This is a genomic window from Rhizobium sp. K33 (assembly GCF_056501445.1).
The window spans coordinates 3,237,595-3,259,385 of sequence record NZ_CP096478.1; the positions used below are offsets into that span (position 1 = coordinate 3,237,595).

Genomic DNA, 21,791 nt, shown 5'->3' on the forward strand with positions numbered 1-21,791 from the left:
ATTGGGGAGAGCCCCGCCGCTTTTTGAAACAGCGGGGCCGCTGTTTCACTCGGCAGGCTCGACATAGCCGCCAAAGGCAGGCTCTTTTTCCTTGCCCGGCATCAATACGGCCCAGACGAACATCAGGGCGGACACAAGCACGACAGCACCCGAGCCGAGACGGACCCAGTAGAACAGGGCCAACTGGTCCTGGACGGCCATATAGCTTTCGCCGAGCACGCGCTGCAGATGCACCTGCAGGACACCGGCAAAGGTGAGCGCGAAGGTCATCACCGACATCGCCGTGCACATCATCCAGAAGCTCGCGATCGATAGCCACTGGTTATAGGGCTGGCGGCCGCGCATTTCCGGAATGGCATAGGCCATGATCGCAAGGTTGAGCATGACATAGGCGCCAAAGAACGCGAGGTGTCCGTGGGCTGCCGTCACCTGCGTGCCGTGGGTGTAGTAGTTGATCGAGGACAGTGTGTGCAGGAAGCCCCAGACGCCGGCGCCGAAGAAGGCCATGACCGAGCAGCCAATTGACCAGAGAAGTGCAGCACGGTTCGGATGCTTGCGACCGGCCTTCCAAGTCATCACGAAGGTGAAGATGACCATGGTGAAGAAGGGCGCGACTTCAAGCGTCGAGAACAGCGACCCAATCCACTGCCAGTAGCCGGGCGCGCCGATCCAATAGTAGTGATGGCCCGTGCCGAGAATGCCGGAGAACAGCGCCAGCCCGATGATGACATAGAGCCACTTCTCGACCACTTCGCGGTCGATGCCGTTGAGCTTGATCATCAGGAAGGCGAGCACCGAGGCCATGATCAGCTCCCATACGCCTTCGACCCAGAGGTGGACGACATACCACCAGTACATCTTGTCGAGTGCCAGGTTCGTTGGGTTGTAGAAGGCAAAGAGGAAGAAGATCGCCACACCCCACAGACCGAAGATCAGGATGTTGGTGACGACAGTCTTGCGACCCTTCAGCGATGTCATGGTGACGTTGAACAGCAGCATCAATGCGACAATGACAATGCCGATCTTGATGATGAAGGGCTGCTCGAGAAACTCGCGCCCCTCATGAATGCCGAAGAGATAACCGACGACCGCGGCGGCAGCGGCAATGAGGAAGATCCAGAACTGCGCAACAGCAAGCTTCGGGCTGTAAAGCTCGGTTTCCGCTTCTTCCGGCAGCAGATAATAGGTCGCGCCCATGAAGCCCATCAACAACCAGACGATCAGGGCGTTGGTGTGGATCATACGGACGATGTTAAAAGGGAGGAGCTCGGAGAGCGTATTGGGCAGAACGTAGATCGTACCCGCGACGACCCCGAACAGGACCTGGGCGATAAAGAGGCCGAGCGCACCGTAAAAATACAGCATCGCGACCTTCTGGCTTTGATATTTCATTTTGTGTCTCCTTGGGTCACGAAGGGCTCAGCCAGCCTCGTTCGGCGGCCAGTTCTGCGTCTTGATTTTGCTGGTCCATTCGAGGAAGTCTGCGAGATCGTTGATCTCTTCGTCGGTCAGATTGAATTGCGGCATCTGGCGGCGACCTTCGACCCCAGAGGGCTGTGCCGCCATCCAGGAACGAAGCGTCTCGCGTGCACCGTCGCGATCGTCCTGGCCACCCCAGCGGGTCCAGACATTGCCGAGTTCGGGCGCGAAGTAGGCGCCTTCACCCAGGATCGAGTGGCAGTTGATACAGGCGTTCTTTTCCCAGATATGCTTGCCGCGCGCGACGCTGTCGGTCAGCGTCGATTCATCTGTTGAAGTAGTGCGGATGTAGTAATGGCTGTGGGCGGTGAGCCCCACGAAGATCGCAAAAAAGAAAATGGAGCCGCCATAGAAGACGTTGCGCGCTCCGGTCTTGGTCAGGCGCTCTGCCATGCCCTTGTCCTTCCGTCTGCCAGGCTTGAAAGGCCCGACCTGGTTTCCCCGCCTCGAAGGCTTCGGCGATCCCCTCGCCGGCTCTGCGGGATATTCTTTTCATAGACAGTGATCGGAGTTGTTCTTTGCGCTTTGGCAAGCAACGGCGCGAATGTTCATACCAACAGAAGGACCACCAGCGACCGAGACAGTGCGGCGATCAGGATGATGCTCAACCAGCAGATGAGCGCAATCCGCATGGGATGATGTCCGCCCCTGAGTTCGAGGAAGTCGAGCACCACAAGCCGTCCCTTGGCAAAGGCAATCGCAAGAACGGCGGCAATCGGTACGATCGTTGGACCAGCGAGCGCCGTAACGATCGCACCACCAATTGCGAAGGTCATCAGCATGGCAAGCACACCCACCAAATCCTCGTGCTGTCTGCGGGTCATGGGAAGCCTCACGCGAGATAGAGAATGGGAAAGATGACCAGCCAGACGAGGTCGATCACGTGCCAGAGTGTGGCGATCAGAACCAGGTTCTCCCGTGCCGGGCGCCAGGCGACGAGAAGAAGCGCAATGGCTCCGAAGAAGACATGCAGGAGATGGAAGCCGGTGATGATGAAATAGAGCTCGAAGAAGGTATCGAGCGTCACATCATGAGCGAAGCGGACCTCACCCCAATATTCGAAGAGCTTGACCGCCGCAAAGCAAAAGCCAAGCAGAGCTGCAATGACCAACGGCCGTTTCACCGCCTCAAGATCAAGCCGATTTCGCATCGCCACGGCGACAAAATACCCGCTGACCAGCAGGATAAGCGTGTTCGCGCCGGCGATCCCCGGCCTCAAATGCAGACGCGCCAGTTCGAAGGCTTCTGCATCGAAGGTCGAGACGACGAGGAAGCCCAGGATCAGGATGCCGAAAGCGATCAACTCGCTCCACACCAGGATCCAGAGCAGCAGGTGGTCGTCCTTTGCCTCCTCCTGGAGGCTTGTTTGCATGGCCATCGTCAGTTCTCCCGTTGATCGGGATCGTTTCTAGAGAAAAATCCGAGGCGCTCTTTGTGGGAGCGCAAAGAAGACTGACGAAAGACAAGGCAGAGTGCTTCTACAACAGAAGGGAATGACTGAAATGACGGATGCACAAATCGGCCTTGTCGTTGCGACACCTGTCATCGTGGGCTTTGCCCTGATGCTGAAGCGCATGGGCGTACTCCAGGGCGGAGGCACGCTTGCCGCCGTGCTGGCTTCGCTTGTCATAGGCGTCGGCCTGTTTCTGGGCCAGTGAGGAGGCAACCATGGAAAGGATCGGATCCAGCTTGACGGCCACCGAGGTCAGGGCGCTTGAGGACAAGCACCGCGATCTTCTCATCCTCTGCTTGAGGCTGGAGGAACTGGCCACGGACTTCGACGCCGGCGAAATTCCGCGCGGCATCCAGAAGGTTGCCAAGCACATCGAACCGCTGGTCGCCGCCGCCCATACTCTGGAAGAGCAGAAGTTTTACCCCGACCTCGAGTTGCATGCCGGCTCCTGCTTCGGCTCCCTTCTTCTCGATCAGGTCAAGTCTGAACATCGCGTCGACCGCCGCGCGGCCCGTGAGCTATCCCTCACCTTGGCCGCTGTCGCTCGAAAACGGTGCAGACTGAGCCTGGAAACGGTGGCCCATATGGTTCGAGGTTTTCAGGAAGCTGTCCGGCGCCATATCACTGCAGAGCAGATGCTGCTGCAGCAGCTCCTCAATGTGGAACCAGAAACGCAGGTGCTGGCAACATGACCGAGGTCGTTCTCGCGCTTACAGCATTCTTGTTGTTGCATTCAGTGCCTGCCCTGCCAACCATAAGGGGAAGACTGACCGCAGCGCTTGGGTTGCGGCTCTACCTTCTGGTCTATTCCACAACATCCGTAGCACTCTTGATATGGGTCCTGCGGGCGGCCTGGAGCACCGAGTATGTCGAACTCTGGCAGCCGGGTTCCCGGAGCGCCATCGCCAATCTCGTGTTATCGCCACTCGGGCTCTTCCTCGTCACGGCAGGTCTCATCAGCCCCAATCCCGCATCTGTCAGCTTTATGGCAGGCGATACAGCTGGAGCGATTACGACCATTACTCGCCATCCAGTCTTGTGGGGTTTTCTCCTCTGGTCTATCGGCCATGTCGCGGCAAACGGCGACATGAGGTCGCTTCTCATCTTCGGCGGGCTAGGTCTGTTTTCTGCTGTCGGTATTCGCGTTACGGAAAAGCGCGCGAGACGCAGGATGGGAGAAGACTGGTTACCAGTCGAGAGATCAACATCCATATTTCCGTTGATCGCTCTGCTCTCCGGACGCGCCAAGCTGCGTCTGGATGGACATCTGGTAGCCGGGCTCGCCGTGACGCTGCTTGTCACACTTTGGCTGCTCGCGGGAGGCCATGCCGCCCTGTTTGGCGCAGACCCGATTCTCGCGCTCGACATCTGAGAACGATTCCAGCCGGTAATTCCACACACTACTTGCTCTACGTCAAACATCCGTGCGCGGACGGCTATAACATGAGGAAATAAATCAATTTTCGGAGAGCGGGATGCCCAACACCCTGAAACAGGTCAGCAAGGCGAATATCATTGAGGCAGACGCGGCAGGCTATGCAACAACCCGTCGCACTTTATGCGCTGGCATCGCAGCGACCCTTGCCCTTCCCTTCCTCAACACACGGGCACGCGCTTCCTCCCTCGACCAACTCGTCCTCTTCGGCCCTCCTGCCGGACCATCGATCACGCTGGCCTATGCGGTTGGCAAAGGCCTGCTGCGCAACGTCGCAGATAAGGTGGAGTTTAGGGTCTGGCGCACGCCCGATGAAATGCGGGCGGGCCTGTCGTCCGGATCCATGAGAGCCGTAGTCATGCCGACAACGGCGGCGGCAAATCTCCATACGCGCGGACTTGGCTTGAAACTGGCCAGCGTCATGACCAATGGCCTTCTCTATATGGTGTCGCGCAACGATAAAATCGCGGCTTTCGCCGATCTCGAAGGTCAAAGCGTAACCGTGCCATTTCCCAATGACACGCCGGAACTTGTCTTCGATGCGGCGCTTGCCCACCATCGAATGACCGGCAAGGTCAAGGTAGAGCGGGCCGGCACGCCAATCGAAGCCGTTCAGATGCTGCTCGCAGGGCGTATCGACACGGCGCTCCTACCCGAACCGGCAGTCTCTGCCGCCATCTTCAAGGCCAGTACAGGTGGTCAGGCGCTTCACCGCGTCATCGACATGCAGAAGGAATGGGGTACCGTCACCGCTACGGCACCGGTCATGCCCCAGGCAGGTCTCGCCCTGAGCCAGAGCTTTCTAGACGATCGTCCGGAACAGGCGACCGCGCTTCTTGCGGGACTTGCACGGGCGGCAGTCGAGGTGAACGCCGATCCGGCAGCGGCTGCAGGCCAGGCCGCATCAGCACTTGAACTGCCCTGGCCTGTGCTGGAGGCGTCGATCCCCTATTCGAACCTCGTCGCCATTGCCGCTCGGGACGCTCGCGGACCGATCGAGACACTGCTTAAAGCCGTGGCGCAGAGCCATCCCGAAATGGTGGGCGGTCGCATGCCGGACGCGTCACTCTATCTGTAAGGCGGAATCATATGGGCCTGGCTTATCGTGCGGGAAGGGTGGCGCGCTTTCTCTGGTCCGGCTGGGCGGGTCTCGGCGGCCTTGCTGTCTTTGCCGCCGTTTGGCAGCTTGGAGCCGAAGCCTATGGCAGCTTCGTGTTGCCTGCACCGGCCGAGACGATCCAGACCCTGTTCAAGCTGGCGGCAGATCCCGACAACCGTATGTTGGTGCTGTCAACGAGCCTGAGGGCGCTCGCCGGCTTTTCACTCGCCGCCGTGTTTGGAACGATGGCAGGCGTGGTGGCCGGATACCATCCGGCGATCATGAGGCTTGCGCGTCCGCAGGTAACCTTGCTGATCGGCGTCCCGCCAATTGCCTGGATCGTCCTTCTGATGATCTGGTTCGGCATGGGGGCCGGAACGGTCATTGCCACCGCGGCTATCGCCGCCTTGCCGCTTGTCTTTGTTGGTGCAGCCGAGGGCATCCAGACACGAGACCGGGGATTGGAAGAGATGGCACGTATGGCCGGCCTGTCGTGGCTGGCCCGCTTGTTTCAGATATCCCTACGGCAAATGCTTCATGCGGTATTTCCTGCTTTGGTCATGGCACTGGGCACGGCTTTCAAGGCAGCAGTCATGGCCGAGTTGCTGGCCAATGCCGGCGGTATAGGAGGCGCGCTCGCCAATGCCCGTTCCGCACTCGATGTGGAAGCAGCTCTTGCGTGGATCCTCCTGTCGGTCATTGCGCTGATCAGTGTCGAATATGGAGTTGTACAGCCACTGCGCGCCGAAGCCGAGGCATGGCGGGAAGCCGCCCAACCCTGGGGCGTACGCCGATGACCCTCCTCCAGCTCAAAGCCGTGGGGCACGTCTTTCTCGGCCGCCCCGTTCTCGAACAGGTCAGTTTGCAGGTCAGCCAGGGGGAAATGGTCGCGCTGGTCGGACCATCCGGTTGCGGCAAGAGCACGCTTGCCCAGATCGCCGCCGGGCTGATTATCCCCCGCCACGGCCAAGTCGAGCGAGGCTATGCGCGCTGCGCTTTCGTCTTTCAGGAACCGCGCCTCCTCCCATGGGCGACGGTCGAAGCCAACGTGGCACTGGGCCTGTCTGGCCTCCCCGTGGCGCCGTCCGAGCGAAGGGCAAGAATTGCAGCGGCCTGTGATCGCGTATCGCTGGAAGAGAGCGACTGGCAAAAGTTTCCATCACAGTTGTCGGGTGGCATGCGCCAGCGCACGGCGCTTGCCCGTGCTCTCGTCGCCGACCCCGATTTCCTCTACTTCGACGAGCCCTTCACCGCGCTCGATGCCGCCTTGCGACGGCGGATGCAGGATCTCGTCGTCGCCACGGCCTCAGACAGCGGCAAGGGCGGGCTCTTCATCACCCATGACATCCATGAAGCGCTGCGGATCTGCCACCGGATCGCGGTTCTCGATCGCTATGGCCATGGGATTCTTGACTGCGTCGCTGTTCCCGAGACACCGGGGCATCGCAGTGAGGACATAATTTTCGAGACGGCACGAAGGCTCATTTCCGATCATCCGCTGTTTGCCGTCGTTGAAGAACATGACGAGCGGAGGCTGGCATGAGTGTGCTTCCAGCCATACGCATGCTTCCCTCGGCCGATCTTGCCAGGGCCATGTCCGCCGAAGGTCTCAGACTGATGTTTCCACTTGCCGCCTTACATGCGGCGCTGTGGCCCTTTCTTTGGGTCGTGGTTTGGTCTCTCGATCTGCCTTTTGCTTCCTCGTCCCTTCCCGGTCACTGGCACGCGCAGGAAATGCTGGTCGGCTCCTTTGGAGGCGCGCTTTTAGGCTTCCTCACCTCTGCACTGCCAGAGTGGACGGACACGCGGCGGATCAGCGGTCGTCCACTCTTCCTGTTTGCGGGCCTCTGGGCCGGCGCACGGGTGCTCGGCTTGCTTGCCGTCGAGAACGGCTGGCTGATCGGCTTGATGTTCGATCAGGCCTGGATACTGTTCCTGCTCGCCTATGCGCTGCGCCTGTCCTGGACCAAGAAGAGCACAAATCTCCTGGGCTTCATCCTGTTTGTCACCACCTTTGCTGCGGCTGCGGCCATGCTGCGGATCGCAATGGCCTTTCAACTTTACGATCTGTCTGAGAGTGCAATCAGAATTCTCGGGTTCGCGCTTCTCGGCCTGCTCGGTCTGGCCCTTGCCCGCATCACCGTGCCGGTGACCAACCTGATTCTCGATCCGACCGAAAAAACCTCGCCCTACAGACCGCATCCGGGCCGGATCCATCTCTCGGCGGGATTGGTCATGCTGGTGATCCTGGCAGAGGCAGCCACGCTCTCGGACGCCGTGCGCGGCTATCTGATGGTCGCGGCCGGGGCCGCCTTTCTCGATCGGGTCGCCGAGGGCTTTGTCGGTTGCGAAGGCTTTTCCTTCGAACTTGGCGGTCTTTGGCTGTCGAGTGCGCTGGCCGGCACCGGCCTTGTTGTCTGCGGCCTCTCGCTCATTGGCCTGCCTCTGCCCTGGCTGGGCGGACTGCATCTGGCGTTGATGGGGGGATTGGGTCTTGGTGTGCTGCAGGTTCTCTCGATTGCAGGCCTGCTCCATACCGGTCAACCGCTGCGCTTTTCGAAGACAACCCGGATGGCGATCCAGCTTCTGGTCCTGTCGGTTCTTCTGCGGATCCTCCCGGAGTTCGCGCCGTCGCTCTCCCTGCTCTTCGGCGTTTACGGTCTCTCCTCTGCGCTGTTTTCGCTTTCCTTCCTCCTCTGGGCCAAGGCCTATATTCCTCTGCTCTGGTCGCCGCATACGGTTGACCAGGAAAGGTGCTGACATGACCACACTTCCCGGCCCCTCCATCCCACAGCGTCTCTTGTCAGGCGGATTTCGCCTGTTCTTTCCGGGCAGCGCGCTTGTCGCCGCCCTATCGATTGCGGTCTGGGTCCCCTGGTTCCTCGGCTTCATGCATGTTCCGACCCTCTTGCCCCCGGTTGCCTGGCACCAGCACGAGCTTCTCTTCGGCTTTGTCCCGGCCGTGATAGCAGGGTTTCTTCTCACCGCCGTGCCGAACTGGACCGGCAGGCCCGGTTTGAAGGGCATACCGCTTCTGGCGCTGTTTCTTCTCTGGATCGCCGGGCGGCTGACGATCAGTTTTTCAGAATGGACCGGCATGCTTGGCGCGACACTCGTTGCGCTGGCCTTCCTGCCAGTGCTCGCCATCTTTGTTCTGAGAGAACTTGTTACTGCCTCGAACCGACGCAACTACAAGATAGTCGCCGTTCTCGCGCTCCTGAGCGCCGCTCAGATGTTTTTCCATCACGAGATCGAGCGCTACGGTCGCGTCGAAATGGCCGACCGTCTGGCGCTGTCTGCGATCCTCATCCTCATCTCTCTGGTTGCGGGGCGCATTATTCCGGCATTTACCGGCAACTGGCTGAAGGCGAACAATCCAGGGCGGCTGCCGCAGAATTTCGCCCGTTTCGATCTCGCCGTCATGATCCTTGGAAGCCTTTCACTGGCGATGTGGATCGCTGTCGCCGGCGGTCTTGAAAGCCTCCAGTTTCCCACGGGGCTGCTGATGCTTGTCGCCAGCCTTGCTCATCTCGTGCGACAGGCAAGATGGTGCCCCGAGCGCACGCTCGGGGAGCCCCTCGTGACGATCCTGCATGTCGGCTATCTCTTCATTCCCTTAGGCTTTTTGCTGACCGGCCTGTCGATGCTGTTGGACCACTCCGGCTTCGCCTCGGCAGGCATCCATGCCTGGACGACAGGTGGGGTCGGGGTCGTGACGCTGGCGGTGATGACCCGCGCCACGAAAGGCCATACGGGCCAGGCTTTGACGTCCCCGCACTCGACAACCTGGCTCATCTATGCACCACTCATCCTCTCGGCACTGCTGAGGATCCTGGTCGCAATTTGGCCGCAGCACACCATGCTGCTATTGCCGATCGCGGGCATTGCCTGGATCGTGGCATTCCTGGGTTACGTGGTCTTCTACATGCCGTTGATAGCGCGAAAGGGATAGGAGGGAGCCATGAGCGCCCTTACCCTCTCCACTCAGGTATCAAGGGTGCGTCCGTCAACCCGAGCAGATCCACGGCACGAGCCGCAATATGGGCGACGAGATCCTCCACGCTCGCTGGATTGCGGTAGAAAGAGGGGACTGGCGGCATCACCACGGCCCCCATCTCGGTCACCGCCACCATGTTGCGCAGGTGCCCGAGGTGAAGCGGCGTTTCGCGGGCAAGGAGAACCAGCCTGCGACGCTCCTTGAGCTGCACATCGGCGGCGCGAGTGAGAAGATTGTCTGTGATCCCGGTCGAGATCGCGGCAAGAGACCGCATCGAACAAGGGGCGACGATCATACCGGCCGTGTGGAACGATCCGCTGGCAATCGATGCACCGATATCGCTTTCCGAATGGAAATGAGCGGCGAGCCCGATCAGCCGCCCCAGCGCCTCGTTGCCCGCCTCATGCGCGATTGTCCGGCGCGCTGCTGACGTGACGACGAGATGCAGTTCCACATCATCCATGGCCGCCAGGAGCCGACCGACCTGAAGACCGATCGCCGCCCCCGAAGCACCGGACATGCCGAGAATTACACGCCTCATCATGGCTCACCTTCCCTTGTCTTAAGGGATCCAAGTCCAAGTTCGCGCCAGATCGCATCGACGCGCGCCGAGACCTCCGGCGTCATTTGCAGCACGCGGCCCCATTCCCGATCGGTTTCTGCGCCAAGCTTGTTGGTGGCATCGAGACCGAGCTTTCCACCGAGCCCAGGCTTGGGAGAGGCAAAATCGAGGTAGTCGATGGGTGTTTTATCCACCACCACCAGATCGCGGGAGGCGTCGAACCGCGTGGAAAGCGCCCAGATGACATCGCTCCAGTTTCTGACGTCAACATCGGCATCGACCACGATGATGAGCTTGGTGTAGCTGAACTGCGGCAGCATCGACCAAAGCCCGAGCATGATCCGGCGGGCTTGCCCCGGATAGCGCTTGTCGATCGAGACGACGATCGCCCGGTAAGAGCAGGCTTCTGGAGGCAGATAGAGATCGACAATCTCTGGAAACTGGCGCTTCACCAGGGGAAGGAAGAGAGCATTCATTGCCTCTCCGAGCACAGAAGGTTCATCCGGGGGGCGGCCCGTAAAGGTCGACAAATACACCGGATCTCGGCGCATCGTCATCGCGCTCAAGGTCATGACGGGAAACGGCTCGACGGAATTATAGTAGCCCGTGTGATCGCCATAGGGCCCCTCAGGTGCCGTCTCGGCGATCGATACGGTTCCCTCCAGAACGATTTCTGCAGTGGCTGGAATATCAAGGGGCTGGGTGAGCGCCCGTACCACGCGGCTGCGCTTTCCTCTGAGCATACCGGCGAACGCAAGCTCGCTCATTGTCTCCGGCAGCGGCATGACGGCGGAGAGGATTGTTTGTGGATCAGCGCCGATCACGACCGCAATGGGCATATCCTGCCCCACCGCCTGCCACTGCCGGAAGTGTTTTGCAGCACCACGATGGGCAAGCCAGCGCGTGATCAATCGCTTGCGATCCAGCGCTTGCAGCCGGTAGACGCCGACATTGACATCCCTGGGGTCGGACGGCGATGCGGTGACGACAAGCCCCCAGGTGATCAGCGGTGCCGGTTCGCCGGGCCAGCACCACTGGATCGGCAGTCGGTTGAGATCAACGGCCTCGCCTTCGAACACGATATCCTGGCATTCGGCGTGAGACACCCCGCGGCATCCCAGCGCCATGGCGGAGCGAAGCACAGGCAGTTTCGTCAAGGCATCCCGGAGCGACGCCGGCGGCTTCGGTTCGCGCAATTCGGCCAGAAGGTCTGCGAGATCGCCGATCTTACCGCCAGGGATGCCATAGCCAAGTTCGATCCGCTCGCGCGTGCCGAACAGATTGGCAAGCAGCGGTATCTCTGACACTGCACCGTCCGACCGGACCGGGCGCTCAAAGAGCAAGGCCGGGCCTCCCTCTGCCAGGACGCGCCTGTGGATTTCGGTAATCTCATGAACAAGGCTCACCGGCTGCGCGACGCGGAGAAGTCGTCCCCGCTTTTCCAGTTCGGTCATGAAAACTTGAAGACCGTCGTAGCGACGAGGCGGTGCGTTCTGTGTCATGCGGACCGCTATGACCTGTGAATTCGGATGCGTCTTTGCGCTGGAGCAATCTGGATTGTCGGCCGTTCTCATAGGTTTGTGCCGGTTCAACCATCAAAATTGGCGCAATGCAGATAACATCCATTCTGGCTCTCCCGCTGAAAGCCGTGCCGCTCATGCCGCTCGTGCCAATTGAGCTCGTTGCACGTCGCCTTTTCAAGCTCCTGCTCCTAGCTCATGGCGATATGTTCGAGCGCCTTGGCACATACAAAAGCTGCCGCTTTTCGTTTGCTCCAACGGACCTACCCCTCGTCTTCCTCATCGAGCCTGGCGTCCCTCATCTCACTGTGTTGCGCAAAGGCGATACCTTCACAGCGGATGCGGGTGTCGAGGCCCCGCTGGTAACACTGCTGGCACTCCTTGAGGGGCGTTGTGATGCTGATGCCCTGTTCTTTTCCCGCGACTTGAAGGTGATCGGAGACATGGAGGCCATGCTTGCGATGAGAAACGCACTTGATGACTGCGATATCGACCTTCCGCGTGATCTCGCGCGGATCGGGGGACCGGCCGCCCCCGTCGTTCACAGGCTGGCCGTGGAAATCCGAAGCCGGTCGCTGAGGGAGATCCGGTGATGGAACTGATCTGTCCGGCGGGAACACCAGCCGCATTTCGTGAAGCCGTCGATGCAGGCGCTGATGCGGTCTATTGCGGCTTCCGCGACGAGACCAATGCCCGCAATTTTCCCGGCCTCAATTTCAGCCGAGATGAGTTGCGAGACGCGATTGTCTATGCCCGCAACAAAGGCTGCATGACATTTGTCGCCCTCAACACTTTCATGCGGGCTGGCGACGAAGAGATCTGGTATCGCGCGGCGGCCGACGCGGTAAGGCTCGGTGCCGATGCGCTGATCCTGGCCGATTTCGGCCTCATGGCCCATGTCAGGGAACACTATCCAGAGCAACGCTTGCATGTTTCGGTCCAGGCGTCTGCCTCCAATCCCGAAGCCATCAATTTTCTCGTCGAAGCCTTCGACGCAAAACGGGTCGTCTTGCCGAGAACGCTGACGATCGGCGACATTGCCCGCATTGGTCGCAAGGTCAAATGCGAGATCGAGGTCTTCGTCTTCGGCGGGCTTTGCGTCATGGCCGAGGGACGCTGCTCGCTCTCCTCCTACGCCACCGGCAAATCGCCCAATATGAACGGCGTCTGCTCTCCGGCGAGCCATGTGCGGTACCGACAGGACGGCTCCGACATGGTGTCGGAGCTCGGCACTTATACGATCAACCGGTTCAGCCATGGGGAGGCCGCCGGCTACCCCACACTGTGCAAGGGACGCTTCGACATCGGCGACGCCCGTGGCTACGCCTTCGAAGACCCCGTGTCCCTCGATGTCATGGGTGAAATCGAAGCCTTGAAGGATGCCGGCGTCTCCGCGTTGAAAATCGAAGGACGCCAGCGCGGCAAAGCCTATGTGGCCGAAGTCGTGTCAACGCTGCGCCAAGTGCTCGCAACCGCCCCCTCGGGACGTGGCCCCTTGTTGACCCGGCTGAGAGCGCTGAGCGAAGGGCAGAAGACCACGGTCGGTGCCTATGAAAAGCGCTGGAGATGAGCATGAATGAACTGACACTGGGCCCCGTCTACTATCTCTGGGACGGCCCGAAATGGCGGGATTTCTATTATCAGATCGCAGACGAAGCGCCCGTGGATCACGTTATCCTCGGCGAGACTGTCTGCTCCAAACGGCAGCATTTCATCGAGCCATACTTGGCAGACGTGGTGGAACGCCTGGAACGGGCGGGAAAGTCGGTGGCCTTTTCCTCGCTGGCGCTCGTCACCTTAGAGCGAGAAAGTCGGATCGTGAAAGAGCTGATCGAGACGTCGGACTACCCCATCGAGGTAAACGACCTCTCCGCCATCGGCCTGATCAAGGGCCGCCGGCACCTCGTCGGACCCTTGGTCAATGTCTATAATGGCCCGACCGCGCGCTTGCTGGCACAACGCGGGGCAGACCGCATCTGTCTTCCGCCGGAACTTCCCTTTAGCTCGATCGCCAGGATCGCCGCCGAAGCGCCGGATGTGGCTCTCGAAGTGATGGTATTCGGTCGCATGCCGCTTGCCATATCGGCTCGCTGCGCCCATGCCCGTTCCAAGGGCAGGATCAAGGACAATTGCCAGTTCGTCTGTGGCGACGAGCCGGACGGCCTGTCAATCAGGACACTCGATCGCCAGTCATTCCTGGTGCTCAATGGCGTGCAGACAATGTCGCATACGTGCCAACTCCTGCTCAGCGAACTGAAGGACTTGCAAGAGGCCGGGGTCAATGCCTTCCGTCTCTCACCACAGGACTGCGACATGGCACGCATCGCCGCCATCTTCCAGGAAACGCTGTCGGGCAGCATGGAACCCCGAGAGGCCGTCGAACTGATCGGGCATACTTATCCCAAAGCCAAGTTCTCCAACGGCTTTCATCACGCGCGAGAGGGAGCTGCCTGGGTATCGCGGGCGAAAAACAATGCCCATGCGCCATAACGCGCGGGGGAGTACGAGCACATCTTGTTTGCGAAAGCGCAACGACCGGACCGGCATTCCCCACCATAGTCGGCACCACAGCGATAACGCATTGAAGCGCAAAGCAAGGTGAACTCGATGGAACTTGACGCAAGCCAGACGGTCGGAAAGATCGCGACCTCCCTTCCCGGTGCAGCCGCACTTTTCCGCCGTCACGGCATCAGTTTCTGCTGCGGTGGCTCAGATAGCATCGAGGCTGCGGCTGAAGCCGCAGGACTCTCGCCGAAAACCCTGGTGGACGAATTGCAGGGCCTTGTGGACGCCGCCTCGACAGAAGCACCGGATGGCACAGCCGATCTGATCAATCATCTCAGGACACGCTACCACGATACCCATCGTGCAGATCTCATCTCATTGATCCCGCTTGCAGCCAAAGTCGAGCGGGTGCATGGCGATCACCCCGATGCTCCGATCGGCCTGGCAAATCTCCTTGAGCGTATCCAGAGCGATCTCCATAGCCATATGCACCGAGAGGAGCTTATGCTCTTCCCGCTTATGGAACGCGGCGACCATCAGGCACTGAGCGTGCCCATCGAACAGATGCGCCATGAACATGACGTCGAGGCACAGCATCTGGCGGAACTGGAGCACGTGACAGGCGGATTTCATCTGCCGGACGGCGCATGCAATTCATGGCGCGCGCTTTACGCAGGCGCAAAGAAATTCGCCGACGATCTGGTCCAGCACATGCATCTGGAAAATGAAGTCCTCTTTCCGCGCTTCGCAACAGGTGGCTAAAGCTTGGACAAGAGGCAATGTCGGTATCTCATTCGGATGACGACAATGCGCCCGAGGGCAACGCGCGGTGCGTTTCCACCACGGATCGGCAGTCACATTGCAAGCGAGAGTTTGACACGGTCTTGGATGTGCATGAATGCATTCTGAGCGGATGCTCGCACTCTGAGGCAGTGGGACATCTAATTGACCGCGTTACCGAATCAGCGCTTCGCTGTCTACGTTTAGACGTTGATACAGGCCTCCCCTGAAGCTGGACGAGCAATAGTTTGGAATGCTGGAAAGGCGGTATATGATGGAAAATATCTGGCGAGAGTGGTACGCATGGTTTCCCGTGAAGCCTCTGGACGAACAAGGGCCGTTTTGGCTTGAGGTAGTCTGGCGGCGGCGAGATAAGATCACTGGCGTTTGGGCCTACAAATCCTTCCGCTCTGATGATCAAAAAAACGCGGAGTCCGCTTTCCGAGAACTATAGCGTGAGTGGTACGGGCAGCGCATCCGCAGTGGGATAAGATGGCGGTCGGCCATGCCAATGAAAATCAGCCGACCGACGGCAGCTGCAGTTCTGTCTCGATCAGACGGTCTGATCAATGCCGAAAGTCTCAATCGTGAAGCCCGAAACCTAGCTAGACCGCGTGACACCCGTTCGACAAGAATTTGATCTCGGGCTTCACTTGAGAGAATGGCTGCTTCTGCGCGCTACACACTACAACATGAACGCATACTTGAAAACGAGGAGAAGGTGATCTCCAGGGAGGCTCCTGCGTGCATCGATGTGGTGCTTGCTGGCCGGCCTAAAATCGCGACCAAGGCGTTGCGCATCGCCAGAATGTCTGCGATCACCCGCTGTGGCTTTGCGGGCTCAGGAAACCCTGGAGCAGTGGAGATTAGCTGACAACGGGTATTTTGAGGCGGGACACGCAGAGGCTAGGACATTTTGGTTGAGGCAACCAATCCGTAATGCAGCCGAACGCATCCTTTGTCGAGCGTTTTTGCGCTGATCAGCCTCGGGGTTGATCTGAAGCCAGTCGGCGGGAAAAGAGAACGACCACCGCCAAGCAGCTCGGGGATGATGTAGATCTCGATTTCGTCGAGCGCGGCACGTTCAATGAACGCCATCTGCAGCATCCCCCCGCCTAGCATCCACACATTGCCATCGTCGAGCCTTCGAAGCTCCGCTATTAGGTCGTCAACATCGTCTCTGACCTCAATCGAGCCTTTGGGATTTTCGATGGGACGGGACGTAACGACGACGACCCGTTGGTCGCCATAGGGCCAAGGTGCGGGATCTTTTGCCAAGAAGTCGTAAGTGCCGCGACCCATGACGATCGTGCGGATGCCCTTCACGAATAGGCGGTAATCGTGCTCGCCCAGATCCATGCCGTCGTACTTGAACAGCCAGTCAAGCTTGTCATGCTTGTCTGCGATGAAACCATCCAGACTCGCTGCAATGTATCCAACGATCTTTGCCATCAACGCCTCCTTGATTTATAAACGAATGTACGTTTATATATTGCCATGACGAGACGCAAGACAATCCCCGATGAACAGGTACTAGACACCTTGTTCGAGCTAATGATGAAGACAGGACCCGATGGTTTGACCTTTGCGCGTGCGGCGAAGGCTTCAGGCTTGTCGGCGGCGACACTGGTGCAACGCTACGGCAACCGCGAGCGCATGGTCGAGGCGACCCTCCTGCAGGCGTGGGACCGGTTGGATGCTGAGACCAAAGCTGCAGACCTCGAAGAGGATCTATCGCCTGAGGGAGCCATCAAGCTTCTAATGCGGTTGATGTCTCCCGACACGGCCGAGCGTGATGCCACTGATGGGCTTCTTCTGCTTCGAGAAGACATAAGAAACCCAAGACTTCGCGAAAGGGGCGCTGCCTGGGGACGCGCCTTGGTCTCAGCACTCGGACGGCGGCTGTCTTCGGACCCGCAGGAGGCGGATATTCTAGGCTGGCAGATGGCCGCTCTCTGGCAGGGTGCACACACCTGGTGGGCGTTCGATCAGACGGTGCCCGCAGATCGTGCAATCCGGCAGGCTCTGCAGGATTGGCTGCACGGTGTTAGCGATCAAACGCGCCTTACCCGCCAGCCGAGTATCGGACGATCATCGAAACGATCTTGAGGCCAATGTCGGACGAAGATCCGCTACCAACGCTTTCTCCAGTAAGGCAAGGCACCTTGGCAGTGAGATTACCTATTGTGCGTGGGAGCATGGTTCATAAGGGGTGCTGCTCATCCGCGTCTAGCACGATGCAAAGGTCTGCGTGTCTGTCTGGACCAGGCCAGTCGTCTCCGCCTTGAAGGGACATGAACCATCGACCTGCGAGTCAGTCCGTTAAGCGATTGAAATCCAATGGCTTCATGCAAGCGGAGCGTGTGCTGTAGCGTAACGTTAAATTATGGAACTTCACGCAGTCTGGTTGGCTTGTGAGGAGTTCGATGTGCGACATGACTCCGGGACATCTGCCAAATCGGTGACTTCCACTTGGCATAGGTGATCGCAGTCAGGGCGAGAGCTGCCGTGAACGTCGCGACCGAGTGCTGTTTGCGAGAAAGCGGACTAGCCCTTTACAGCTAAGCCATAGCGGCGCAGAATCTCCGCGACTTTCGCATCTTGCTCCGGATCCGGCAGAAGTGCCGGCTGGCGGCTGGCACCCACAGATGCGTCCTGCAGGTAGAGCGCCCGCTTGACCATGGCAGGCGCAAAGCCAAGCGCATAGAGATCGGTGCGGAAGGCCGTGAAGATCGCCTGCTGGCGCTCGGCTTCTGCGATATCTCCGCTGTTGTATCCCTTGAGAATTCCGGCCAGCACATCGGGAAGCGCATTGCCAAGACCTGAAATACATCCGGCTGCACCATTCTGCAAAGCCCAGAGCACGAGATGATCAGGACCGGAATAGACATCGAAACCGGGCATATCGCGGGAAACGGCAAGATAGGCTTCGAGCGTCTCCTTGGCACCGCCCGAATCCTTGATGCCGGCAATATTGCCATGGGTCGCCAGCTTGCGCGCCGTTTCCGGTTCAATATGGTTCTGGGTGCGGGCTGGAATGTCATAGAGATAGATCGGCGTCTTCACGGCATCGGCGACCGTCGAAAAATGCCTGACAAGGCCATCCTGGGTGCAGGCGATGAAGAAGGGCGTTATGACCGCGATCGCGGTAACGCCAATGCGATCGAACTCCTTCGCGAGCTTGATCGTCTCGAAGGTTGCGGGCATGCCGGCATTGACGATCACGTCGACCTTGCCGCCGACTTCATCGACCACGGCTGCTGCGAGCTTGACCTTTTCCTCGAAAGTGAGCGCGGTGAAATCGCCATTGGTACCGGCGCACATGATGTTGTTGCCGGCTGCCACCTGGCGGCGCACCTGAGCGCGGGTCGCTTCGTAGTTGATCGTTTCGTCCTCATTGAAGCAGGTAACGAGCGCGACGAAGGCCTTTTTCGACATGATGATTTTCTCCGCAATGTTCTGGTTTTAAGAGGCGCGACCGATGCGTGCGGCCCGGTTCTGCGCTTGCACGTCGGGATCAGGATCAAGCCCGGCTGCGAGCAGCGCCTGGGTGTACGGTTTTTGCGGCGTCTCGAAGATCTCGCGCACCGTACCGAGCTCGACCACTTCGCCTTTCTGCATCACCATCACACGGTCGGCGAAGTCTCGCACGACCGGCAGGTCATGAGCGATGAAGATGAAGGCGATACCCATCTCCTTTCGCAGCCCGTCGAGAAGCGCAATGACCTGAGCCTGGACCGAGACATCAAGCGCAGAAACGGCCTCGTCACAGATGATCAATTGCGGCTCAAGTGCAAGCGCCCTGGCGATCGCGATGCGCTGGCGCTGTCCGCCGGAGAACTGATGCGGATAACGCCCCATATGCTCAGGCCCCAAGCCCACCTGCGTCAGAAGTTCAGCGACACGCTCCCGCCATTTGGCCTTCGGCAGGATATCGGGATGGATCACCCAAGCTTCCGAGATCAGCTGGTAGACGGTCATGCGAGGATTGAGCGACTGGGTGGGATCCTGGAAGACCATCTGAAGATCGCGGCGAAGCTTGTAGAGCTCAGCCGGTGAGAGCTGGAAAAGGTCCCTTCCCTTCCAAAGCGCTGAGCCGGCGTCCGGTTCATCAAGCCTGAGCAGGATGCGGGCCAGTGTCGATTTCCCCGAACCGCTTTCGCCGACGACGGCCAGTGTCTCACCGGCCAGCAAATCAAAAGAGACGCCCTTCAAGGCAGAGAAAGCGCCATAAGTCTTGCGCACATCGCGAACGCTCAAGACGGGTTCGGTACCCTTCAATGGCTGATGCATTTCGCCTTTGCCCGGCGCTGCCGCGATCAGCTTCTTCGTATAGGGGTGCTGCGGGTGCTTGTAGACCTCGCGCACAGTGCCGGCCTCGACCAGGACGCCCTTTTCCATCACCACGACACGGTCCGCGATCTCGGCAACAACACCAAGATCATGCGTGATGATGAGAACGGCCATTCCGGTCTCGCGCTGCAGTTCCTTTAAAAGCTCCAGCACTTCGGCCTGCACGGTGACATCGAGCGCGGTCGTCGGCTCATCTGCTATCAACAGATCGGGCCGAAGCGCGAGAGCCATGGCGATCATCACCCGCTGCCGCTGGCCACCGGAAAACTCGTGCGGGTACTTGTCGAGGGCATGCTCGGGGTCGAGAATGCCGACACGCCCGAGAAGCCGAAGCGCCTCGGCCTGTGCTTTGGTCGCATCCGTGCCATGCGTCGTCAGCGCCTCACGGATCTGCCAACCGACGGTATAGACGGGATTGAGATGGCTAAGCGGATCCTGAAAGATCATGGCAATGCGGCGACCGTTGATCTCGCGCCGCTGCGACAGCGGCATCTTCAGCAGATCCACGCCGTCGAGCAGAATTTCGCCTGAGGAGATCCGACCGGGAGGCATGTCGATGAGGTTCATGATCGCCGAAGACGAGACCGACTTGCCTGAGCCGCTCTCGCCGAGGATGGCGAGCGTCTCACCCCGGTCGAGATGATAGGACATGTCACACACGGCCTTGACGACGCCGACTGCCGTATGGAACTCGACTGAGAGATTGCGGACTTCGAGCAGATGGTCAGCCATTCTTGGCCCCTTTCATTTCCAAACGCCAGCGCTGTACGGGATCAAGCGCAATTCGCAACCAGTTGGACAACAGGTTCAGCGACATCGTTGTCAAGATGATCGCGAGCCCCGGCCAGAACGAGAGCCACCAGGCGTTGGTCAGGTATTGCCGCCCTTGGCTGATCATCAACCCCCAAGTAATTTCCGGCGGCTGAATGCCGATGCCGAGGAAGGACAAGGCACTTTCCGCCAGCATCACATAGGCGAAGTCGAGGGTGGCGAGGGTGGTGAGAGTTGGCAGGACGACCGGAAGAATATGCCGGAAGACAATGCGTTTGCTCGATGCGCCCATGACGCGCGCCGCCTGGACGAACATTCGTTCGCGGATCTCGAGCACCTCGGCGCGCGTGGTTCGCAGATAGACCGGGATCCGGGTAATCGCGAGCACCACCATCAGGTTCAGGATCGAGGAGCCGAGGATGTAGAGCACGATGACGGCGATCAAGAGCGACGGGAAAGACATGATCACGTCGGCAAGCCGCATGATGACCTGACTGACCCGCGGCGAGGAAAAACCGGCGATCAGGCCGAGAACCGTTCCAATGACAGCCGAGATAAACACCGCGCCGGCCGCAACCAGAACGGTGTTTTGCGTGGCGACGATGATGCGAGCCAGGAGCGGCCTGCCGAGCGCATCCGCGCCCATCCACCAGACCCAGGCCCTTTCGAAATCAAAGGGTGCTGCATTACGGCCGCGCAGGTTCTGCTTGGTGGCAAGCTCACCCAGCCAGCTTGGGCCGATAATGGCCATCAGGAGAATGATGAGCAGAAAGATCGCCGCACAAAGTGCGAACTTGTCGGCGAGCAGCATGCGGACCATTCGTTTGAGGAAGGGAGGCTCGTCAATGATGGTTGTGGCGTCGATGGACATGACCTTCTCCTCAATTCCGGATCCGGGGATCAAGCAGCGCATAGGCAAGATCGATCAGCAGGTTCATGAGGAAGATGGCAAGCGCCGTGACAAGGATCGCCGCCAAGACCACATTGAAGTCGCGCTGCAGGATGGAATCGATCATCAGCTTGCCGACGCCTGGAAAGCCAAAGATGGCCTCGATGATGACGGCACCGTTCAGAAGGCTGGCTGCCTGGTCGCCGATCACGGTGATCACAGGTAGCATGGCGTTGCGCAACGCATGCACAAAGATGATCGGGGTCGATTTAACACCCTTGGCACGTGCTGTCTTCACATAGGCCGAAGAGAGCGCTGATATCATGGAGCCGCGCACCACCTGAACGATGATGCCGAAGGGCCGCACGAACAGCACCGATATTGGCAGGATCCAGTGCCAGATCGTGCCCGTACCAGAGGTCGGCAGCCAGGAGAGGTTCACGGCAAAAATGACGATGGCGACGATGGCCAGCCAGAAGTCAGGGACGGAGGCCCCGACAAGCGAGACGATCGACGAAAAGCGATCAAAGAAGCCGCCGGCCCGGAAGGCTGCAAGCGAGCCGACAATGATGGCGGCAGCGGTCACCAGGGTCATGGTGATGACTGCAAGCCACAGCGTCCAGACAAAGGCTTCGAGCACCACATCAAGCGCTGGCCGAGCCTTGCGCAGGGATTCGCCAAGATCACCCGTGACGACGTCGCCAACATAGCGGCCAAACTGCACGAGGAGAGGATCATTGAGCCCATGCAGCTCACGAAACTGGTTCTTCATCTCCTCGGATGCCTCGACCGGCAGGAACAAGGCGGCCGGATCGCCGGTCAACCGAGAGAGGAAGAAGACCATGACCACGAGCCCGATCAGCGAGATCAGACTGGCCACGGCGCGTTTTCGGATGAAGCTCAGCATGGCGTCCTCTAAGAAAACGGTGCGGCGGGATCATCCCGCCG

Annotated in this window: 24 protein-coding genes; 13 read left to right on the forward strand and 11 right to left on the reverse strand. The window is 59.5% G+C overall.

Annotated features, from left to right (window positions below):
• Positions 1-45 precede the first annotated feature (45 nt).
• From M1E12_RS15770 to M1E12_RS15785, 4 genes are all read right to left on the reverse strand, one after another.
• Positions 46-1,392, reverse strand: coding sequence for a cbb3-type cytochrome c oxidase subunit I (locus tag M1E12_RS15770; RefSeq protein WP_479562485.1), 1,347 nt, complete (start codon positions 1,390-1,392; stop codon positions 46-48).
• Between the two features lie 27 nt (positions 1,393-1,419).
• Positions 1,420-1,872: a c-type cytochrome gene (locus M1E12_RS15775; protein ID WP_054149255.1), complete on the reverse strand. Its 453-nt coding sequence runs from the start codon at positions 1,870-1,872 to the stop codon at positions 1,420-1,422.
• 155 nt (positions 1,873-2,027) lie between these two features.
• Positions 2,028-2,303 (reverse strand): cytochrome C oxidase subunit IV family protein, encoded by a 276-nt coding sequence (locus M1E12_RS15780; RefSeq protein ID WP_479562486.1) that lies wholly within the window; start codon positions 2,301-2,303, stop codon positions 2,028-2,030.
• Between the two features lie 8 nt (positions 2,304-2,311).
• Positions 2,312-2,857, reverse strand: a complete 546-nt coding sequence (locus tag M1E12_RS15785; protein ID WP_479562487.1) for a cytochrome c oxidase subunit 3 — start codon at positions 2,855-2,857, stop codon at positions 2,312-2,314.
• A gap of 124 nt (positions 2,858-2,981) precedes the next feature.
• Here M1E12_RS15785 and M1E12_RS15790 point away from each other — a divergent pair, with 124 nt between their 5' ends.
• The 8 genes from M1E12_RS15790 (at position 2,982) to M1E12_RS15825 (ending at position 9,418) form a co-directional block, all read left to right on the forward strand.
• Positions 2,982-3,137: a hypothetical protein gene (locus M1E12_RS15790; RefSeq protein ID WP_479562488.1), complete on the forward strand. Its 156-nt coding sequence runs from the start codon at positions 2,982-2,984 to the stop codon at positions 3,135-3,137.
• Positions 3,138-3,147: 10 nt separating this feature from the next.
• Entirely contained in the window at positions 3,148-3,624 is a 477-nt protein-coding gene (locus tag M1E12_RS15795; protein WP_479562489.1) for a hemerythrin domain-containing protein, read from the forward strand.
• Positions 3,621-4,304: an NnrU family protein gene (locus M1E12_RS15800; RefSeq protein ID WP_479562490.1), complete on the forward strand. Its 684-nt coding sequence runs from the start codon at positions 3,621-3,623 to the stop codon at positions 4,302-4,304. Before M1E12_RS15795 ends, M1E12_RS15800 begins: the two co-directional genes overlap by 4 nt.
• A 103-nt stretch (positions 4,305-4,407) precedes the next feature.
• Positions 4,408-5,445, forward strand: a complete 1,038-nt coding sequence (locus M1E12_RS15805) for an ABC transporter substrate-binding protein (RefSeq protein WP_479562491.1) — start codon at positions 4,408-4,410, stop codon at positions 5,443-5,445.
• A gap of 11 nt (positions 5,446-5,456) precedes the next feature.
• Positions 5,457-6,263, forward strand: coding sequence for an ABC transporter permease (locus M1E12_RS15810; protein ID WP_479562492.1), 807 nt, complete (start codon positions 5,457-5,459; stop codon positions 6,261-6,263).
• Complete coding sequence (locus tag M1E12_RS15815; RefSeq protein ID WP_479562493.1) at positions 6,260-7,009, forward strand: ABC transporter ATP-binding protein; 750 nt, start codon at positions 6,260-6,262, stop codon at positions 7,007-7,009. Before M1E12_RS15810 ends, M1E12_RS15815 begins: the two co-directional genes overlap by 4 nt.
• Positions 7,006-8,226 (forward strand): NnrS family protein, encoded by a 1,221-nt coding sequence (locus tag M1E12_RS15820; RefSeq protein WP_479562494.1) that lies wholly within the window; start codon positions 7,006-7,008, stop codon positions 8,224-8,226. Before M1E12_RS15815 ends, M1E12_RS15820 begins: the two co-directional genes overlap by 4 nt.
• A gap of 1 nt (position 8,227) precedes the next feature.
• A complete protein-coding gene (locus M1E12_RS15825) occupies positions 8,228-9,418 on the forward strand; it encodes an NnrS family protein (protein WP_479562495.1) in 1,191 nt (396 codons plus the stop codon).
• 19 nt (positions 9,419-9,437) lie between these two features.
• Here the strand turns inward: M1E12_RS15825 and M1E12_RS15830 are convergent, their stop codons facing one another.
• Together M1E12_RS15830 and M1E12_RS15835 are read right to left on the reverse strand one after the other, a co-directional pair.
• The gene (locus tag M1E12_RS15830; protein WP_479562496.1) at positions 9,438-10,007 is read right to left on the reverse strand and encodes a UbiX family flavin prenyltransferase; all 570 of its coding nucleotides are present in this window, start codon (positions 10,005-10,007) and stop codon (positions 9,438-9,440) included.
• Complete coding sequence (locus M1E12_RS15835) at positions 10,004-11,527, reverse strand: UbiD family decarboxylase (protein ID WP_479562497.1); 1,524 nt, start codon at positions 11,525-11,527, stop codon at positions 10,004-10,006. Before M1E12_RS15835 ends, M1E12_RS15830 begins: the two co-directional genes overlap by 4 nt.
• A gap of 107 nt (positions 11,528-11,634) precedes the next feature.
• Between M1E12_RS15835 and ubiT the strand changes: the two genes are divergently transcribed.
• The 4 genes from ubiT (at position 11,635) to ric (ending at position 14,812) form a co-directional block, all read left to right on the forward strand.
• A complete protein-coding gene (gene ubiT, locus M1E12_RS15840) occupies positions 11,635-12,138 on the forward strand; it encodes a ubiquinone anaerobic biosynthesis accessory factor UbiT (RefSeq protein WP_479562498.1) in 504 nt (167 codons plus the stop codon).
• Positions 12,138-13,115 carry a ubiquinone anaerobic biosynthesis protein UbiU gene (ubiU, locus tag M1E12_RS15845; RefSeq protein WP_479562499.1) on the forward strand — a complete coding sequence of 326 codons (978 nt, stop codon included), beginning with the start codon at positions 12,138-12,140 and terminating at the stop codon, positions 13,113-13,115. The genes ubiT and ubiU overlap by 1 nt, the downstream gene beginning before the upstream one ends.
• The gene (gene ubiV, locus M1E12_RS15850; protein ID WP_479562500.1) at positions 13,112-14,035 is read left to right on the forward strand and encodes a ubiquinone anaerobic biosynthesis protein UbiV; all 924 of its coding nucleotides are present in this window, start codon (positions 13,112-13,114) and stop codon (positions 14,033-14,035) included. The genes ubiU and ubiV overlap by 4 nt, the downstream gene beginning before the upstream one ends.
• Positions 14,036-14,143: 108 nt before the next feature.
• Positions 14,144-14,812 carry an iron-sulfur cluster repair di-iron protein gene (gene ric / locus M1E12_RS15855; RefSeq protein ID WP_479562501.1) on the forward strand — a complete coding sequence of 223 codons (669 nt, stop codon included), beginning with the start codon at positions 14,144-14,146 and terminating at the stop codon, positions 14,810-14,812.
• A gap of 924 nt (positions 14,813-15,736) precedes the next feature.
• Here the strand turns inward: ric and M1E12_RS15860 are convergent.
• Positions 15,737-16,282 (reverse strand): dihydrofolate reductase family protein, encoded by a 546-nt coding sequence (locus tag M1E12_RS15860; RefSeq protein ID WP_479562502.1) that lies wholly within the window; start codon positions 16,280-16,282, stop codon positions 15,737-15,739.
• A gap of 45 nt (positions 16,283-16,327) precedes the next feature.
• Here M1E12_RS15860 and M1E12_RS15865 point away from each other — a divergent pair, with 45 nt between their 5' ends.
• A complete protein-coding gene (locus M1E12_RS15865; protein ID WP_479562503.1) occupies positions 16,328-16,939 on the forward strand; it encodes a TetR/AcrR family transcriptional regulator in 612 nt (203 codons plus the stop codon).
• 438 nt (positions 16,940-17,377) lie between these two features.
• Here M1E12_RS15865 and M1E12_RS15870 read toward each other — a convergent pair whose 3' ends face one another.
• From M1E12_RS15870 to M1E12_RS15885, 4 genes are read right to left on the reverse strand one after another with little or no spacing between them, the layout of a single operon-like run.
• Complete coding sequence (locus M1E12_RS15870; RefSeq protein ID WP_479562504.1) at positions 17,378-18,268, reverse strand: dihydrodipicolinate synthase family protein; 891 nt, start codon at positions 18,266-18,268, stop codon at positions 17,378-17,380.
• A gap of 27 nt (positions 18,269-18,295) precedes the next feature.
• Positions 18,296-19,915 carry an ABC transporter ATP-binding protein gene (locus M1E12_RS15875; RefSeq protein ID WP_479562505.1) on the reverse strand — a complete coding sequence of 540 codons (1,620 nt, stop codon included), beginning with the start codon at positions 19,913-19,915 and terminating at the stop codon, positions 18,296-18,298.
• Positions 19,908-20,825 carry an ABC transporter permease gene (locus M1E12_RS15880; RefSeq protein WP_479562506.1) on the reverse strand — a complete coding sequence of 306 codons (918 nt, stop codon included), beginning with the start codon at positions 20,823-20,825 and terminating at the stop codon, positions 19,908-19,910. Before M1E12_RS15880 ends, M1E12_RS15875 begins: the two co-directional genes overlap by 8 nt.
• A 10-nt stretch (positions 20,826-20,835) precedes the next feature.
• The gene (locus M1E12_RS15885) at positions 20,836-21,750 is read right to left on the reverse strand and encodes an ABC transporter permease (RefSeq protein WP_479562507.1); all 915 of its coding nucleotides are present in this window, start codon (positions 21,748-21,750) and stop codon (positions 20,836-20,838) included.
• Positions 21,751-21,791: the final 41 nt, after the last annotated feature.

Coding starts and splice junctions, on each gene's coding strand:
- M1E12_RS15770 (WP_479562485.1), bottom strand. CDS start 1,392: ATGAAATATCAAAGCCAGAAGGTCGCGATGCTGTATTTTTACGGTGCG.
- M1E12_RS15775 (WP_054149255.1), bottom strand. CDS start 1,872: ATGGCAGAGCGCCTGACCAAGACCGGAGCGCGCAACGTCTTCTATGGC.
- M1E12_RS15780 (WP_479562486.1), bottom strand. CDS start 2,303: ATGACCCGCAGACAGCACGAGGATTTGGTGGGTGTGCTTGCCATGCTG.
- M1E12_RS15785 (WP_479562487.1), bottom strand. CDS start 2,857: ATGGCCATGCAAACAAGCCTCCAGGAGGAGGCAAAGGACGACCACCTG.
- M1E12_RS15790 (WP_479562488.1), top strand. CDS start 2,982: ATGACGGATGCACAAATCGGCCTTGTCGTTGCGACACCTGTCATCGTG.
- M1E12_RS15795 (WP_479562489.1), top strand. CDS start 3,148: ATGGAAAGGATCGGATCCAGCTTGACGGCCACCGAGGTCAGGGCGCTT.
- M1E12_RS15800 (WP_479562490.1), top strand. CDS start 3,621: ATGACCGAGGTCGTTCTCGCGCTTACAGCATTCTTGTTGTTGCATTCA.
- M1E12_RS15805 (WP_479562491.1), top strand. CDS start 4,408: ATGCCCAACACCCTGAAACAGGTCAGCAAGGCGAATATCATTGAGGCA.
- M1E12_RS15810 (WP_479562492.1), top strand. CDS start 5,457: ATGGGCCTGGCTTATCGTGCGGGAAGGGTGGCGCGCTTTCTCTGGTCC.
- M1E12_RS15815 (WP_479562493.1), top strand. CDS start 6,260: ATGACCCTCCTCCAGCTCAAAGCCGTGGGGCACGTCTTTCTCGGCCGC.
- M1E12_RS15820 (WP_479562494.1), top strand. CDS start 7,006: ATGAGTGTGCTTCCAGCCATACGCATGCTTCCCTCGGCCGATCTTGCC.
- M1E12_RS15825 (WP_479562495.1), top strand. CDS start 8,228: ATGACCACACTTCCCGGCCCCTCCATCCCACAGCGTCTCTTGTCAGGC.
- M1E12_RS15830 (WP_479562496.1), bottom strand. CDS start 10,007: ATGATGAGGCGTGTAATTCTCGGCATGTCCGGTGCTTCGGGGGCGGCG.
- M1E12_RS15835 (WP_479562497.1), bottom strand. CDS start 11,527: ATGACACAGAACGCACCGCCTCGTCGCTACGACGGTCTTCAAGTTTTC.
- ubiT (WP_479562498.1), top strand. CDS start 11,635: ATGCAGATAACATCCATTCTGGCTCTCCCGCTGAAAGCCGTGCCGCTC.
- ubiU (WP_479562499.1), top strand. CDS start 12,138: ATGGAACTGATCTGTCCGGCGGGAACACCAGCCGCATTTCGTGAAGCC.
- ubiV (WP_479562500.1), top strand. CDS start 13,112: ATGAGCATGAATGAACTGACACTGGGCCCCGTCTACTATCTCTGGGAC.
- M1E12_RS15860 (WP_479562502.1), bottom strand. CDS start 16,282: ATGGCAAAGATCGTTGGATACATTGCAGCGAGTCTGGATGGTTTCATC.
- M1E12_RS15865 (WP_479562503.1), top strand. CDS start 16,328: ATGACGAGACGCAAGACAATCCCCGATGAACAGGTACTAGACACCTTG.
- M1E12_RS15870 (WP_479562504.1), bottom strand. CDS start 18,268: ATGTCGAAAAAGGCCTTCGTCGCGCTCGTTACCTGCTTCAATGAGGAC.
- M1E12_RS15875 (WP_479562505.1), bottom strand. CDS start 19,915: ATGGCTGACCATCTGCTCGAAGTCCGCAATCTCTCAGTCGAGTTCCAT.
- M1E12_RS15880 (WP_479562506.1), bottom strand. CDS start 20,825: ATGTCCATCGACGCCACAACCATCATTGACGAGCCTCCCTTCCTCAAA.
- M1E12_RS15885 (WP_479562507.1), bottom strand. CDS start 21,750: ATGCTGAGCTTCATCCGAAAACGCGCCGTGGCCAGTCTGATCTCGCTG.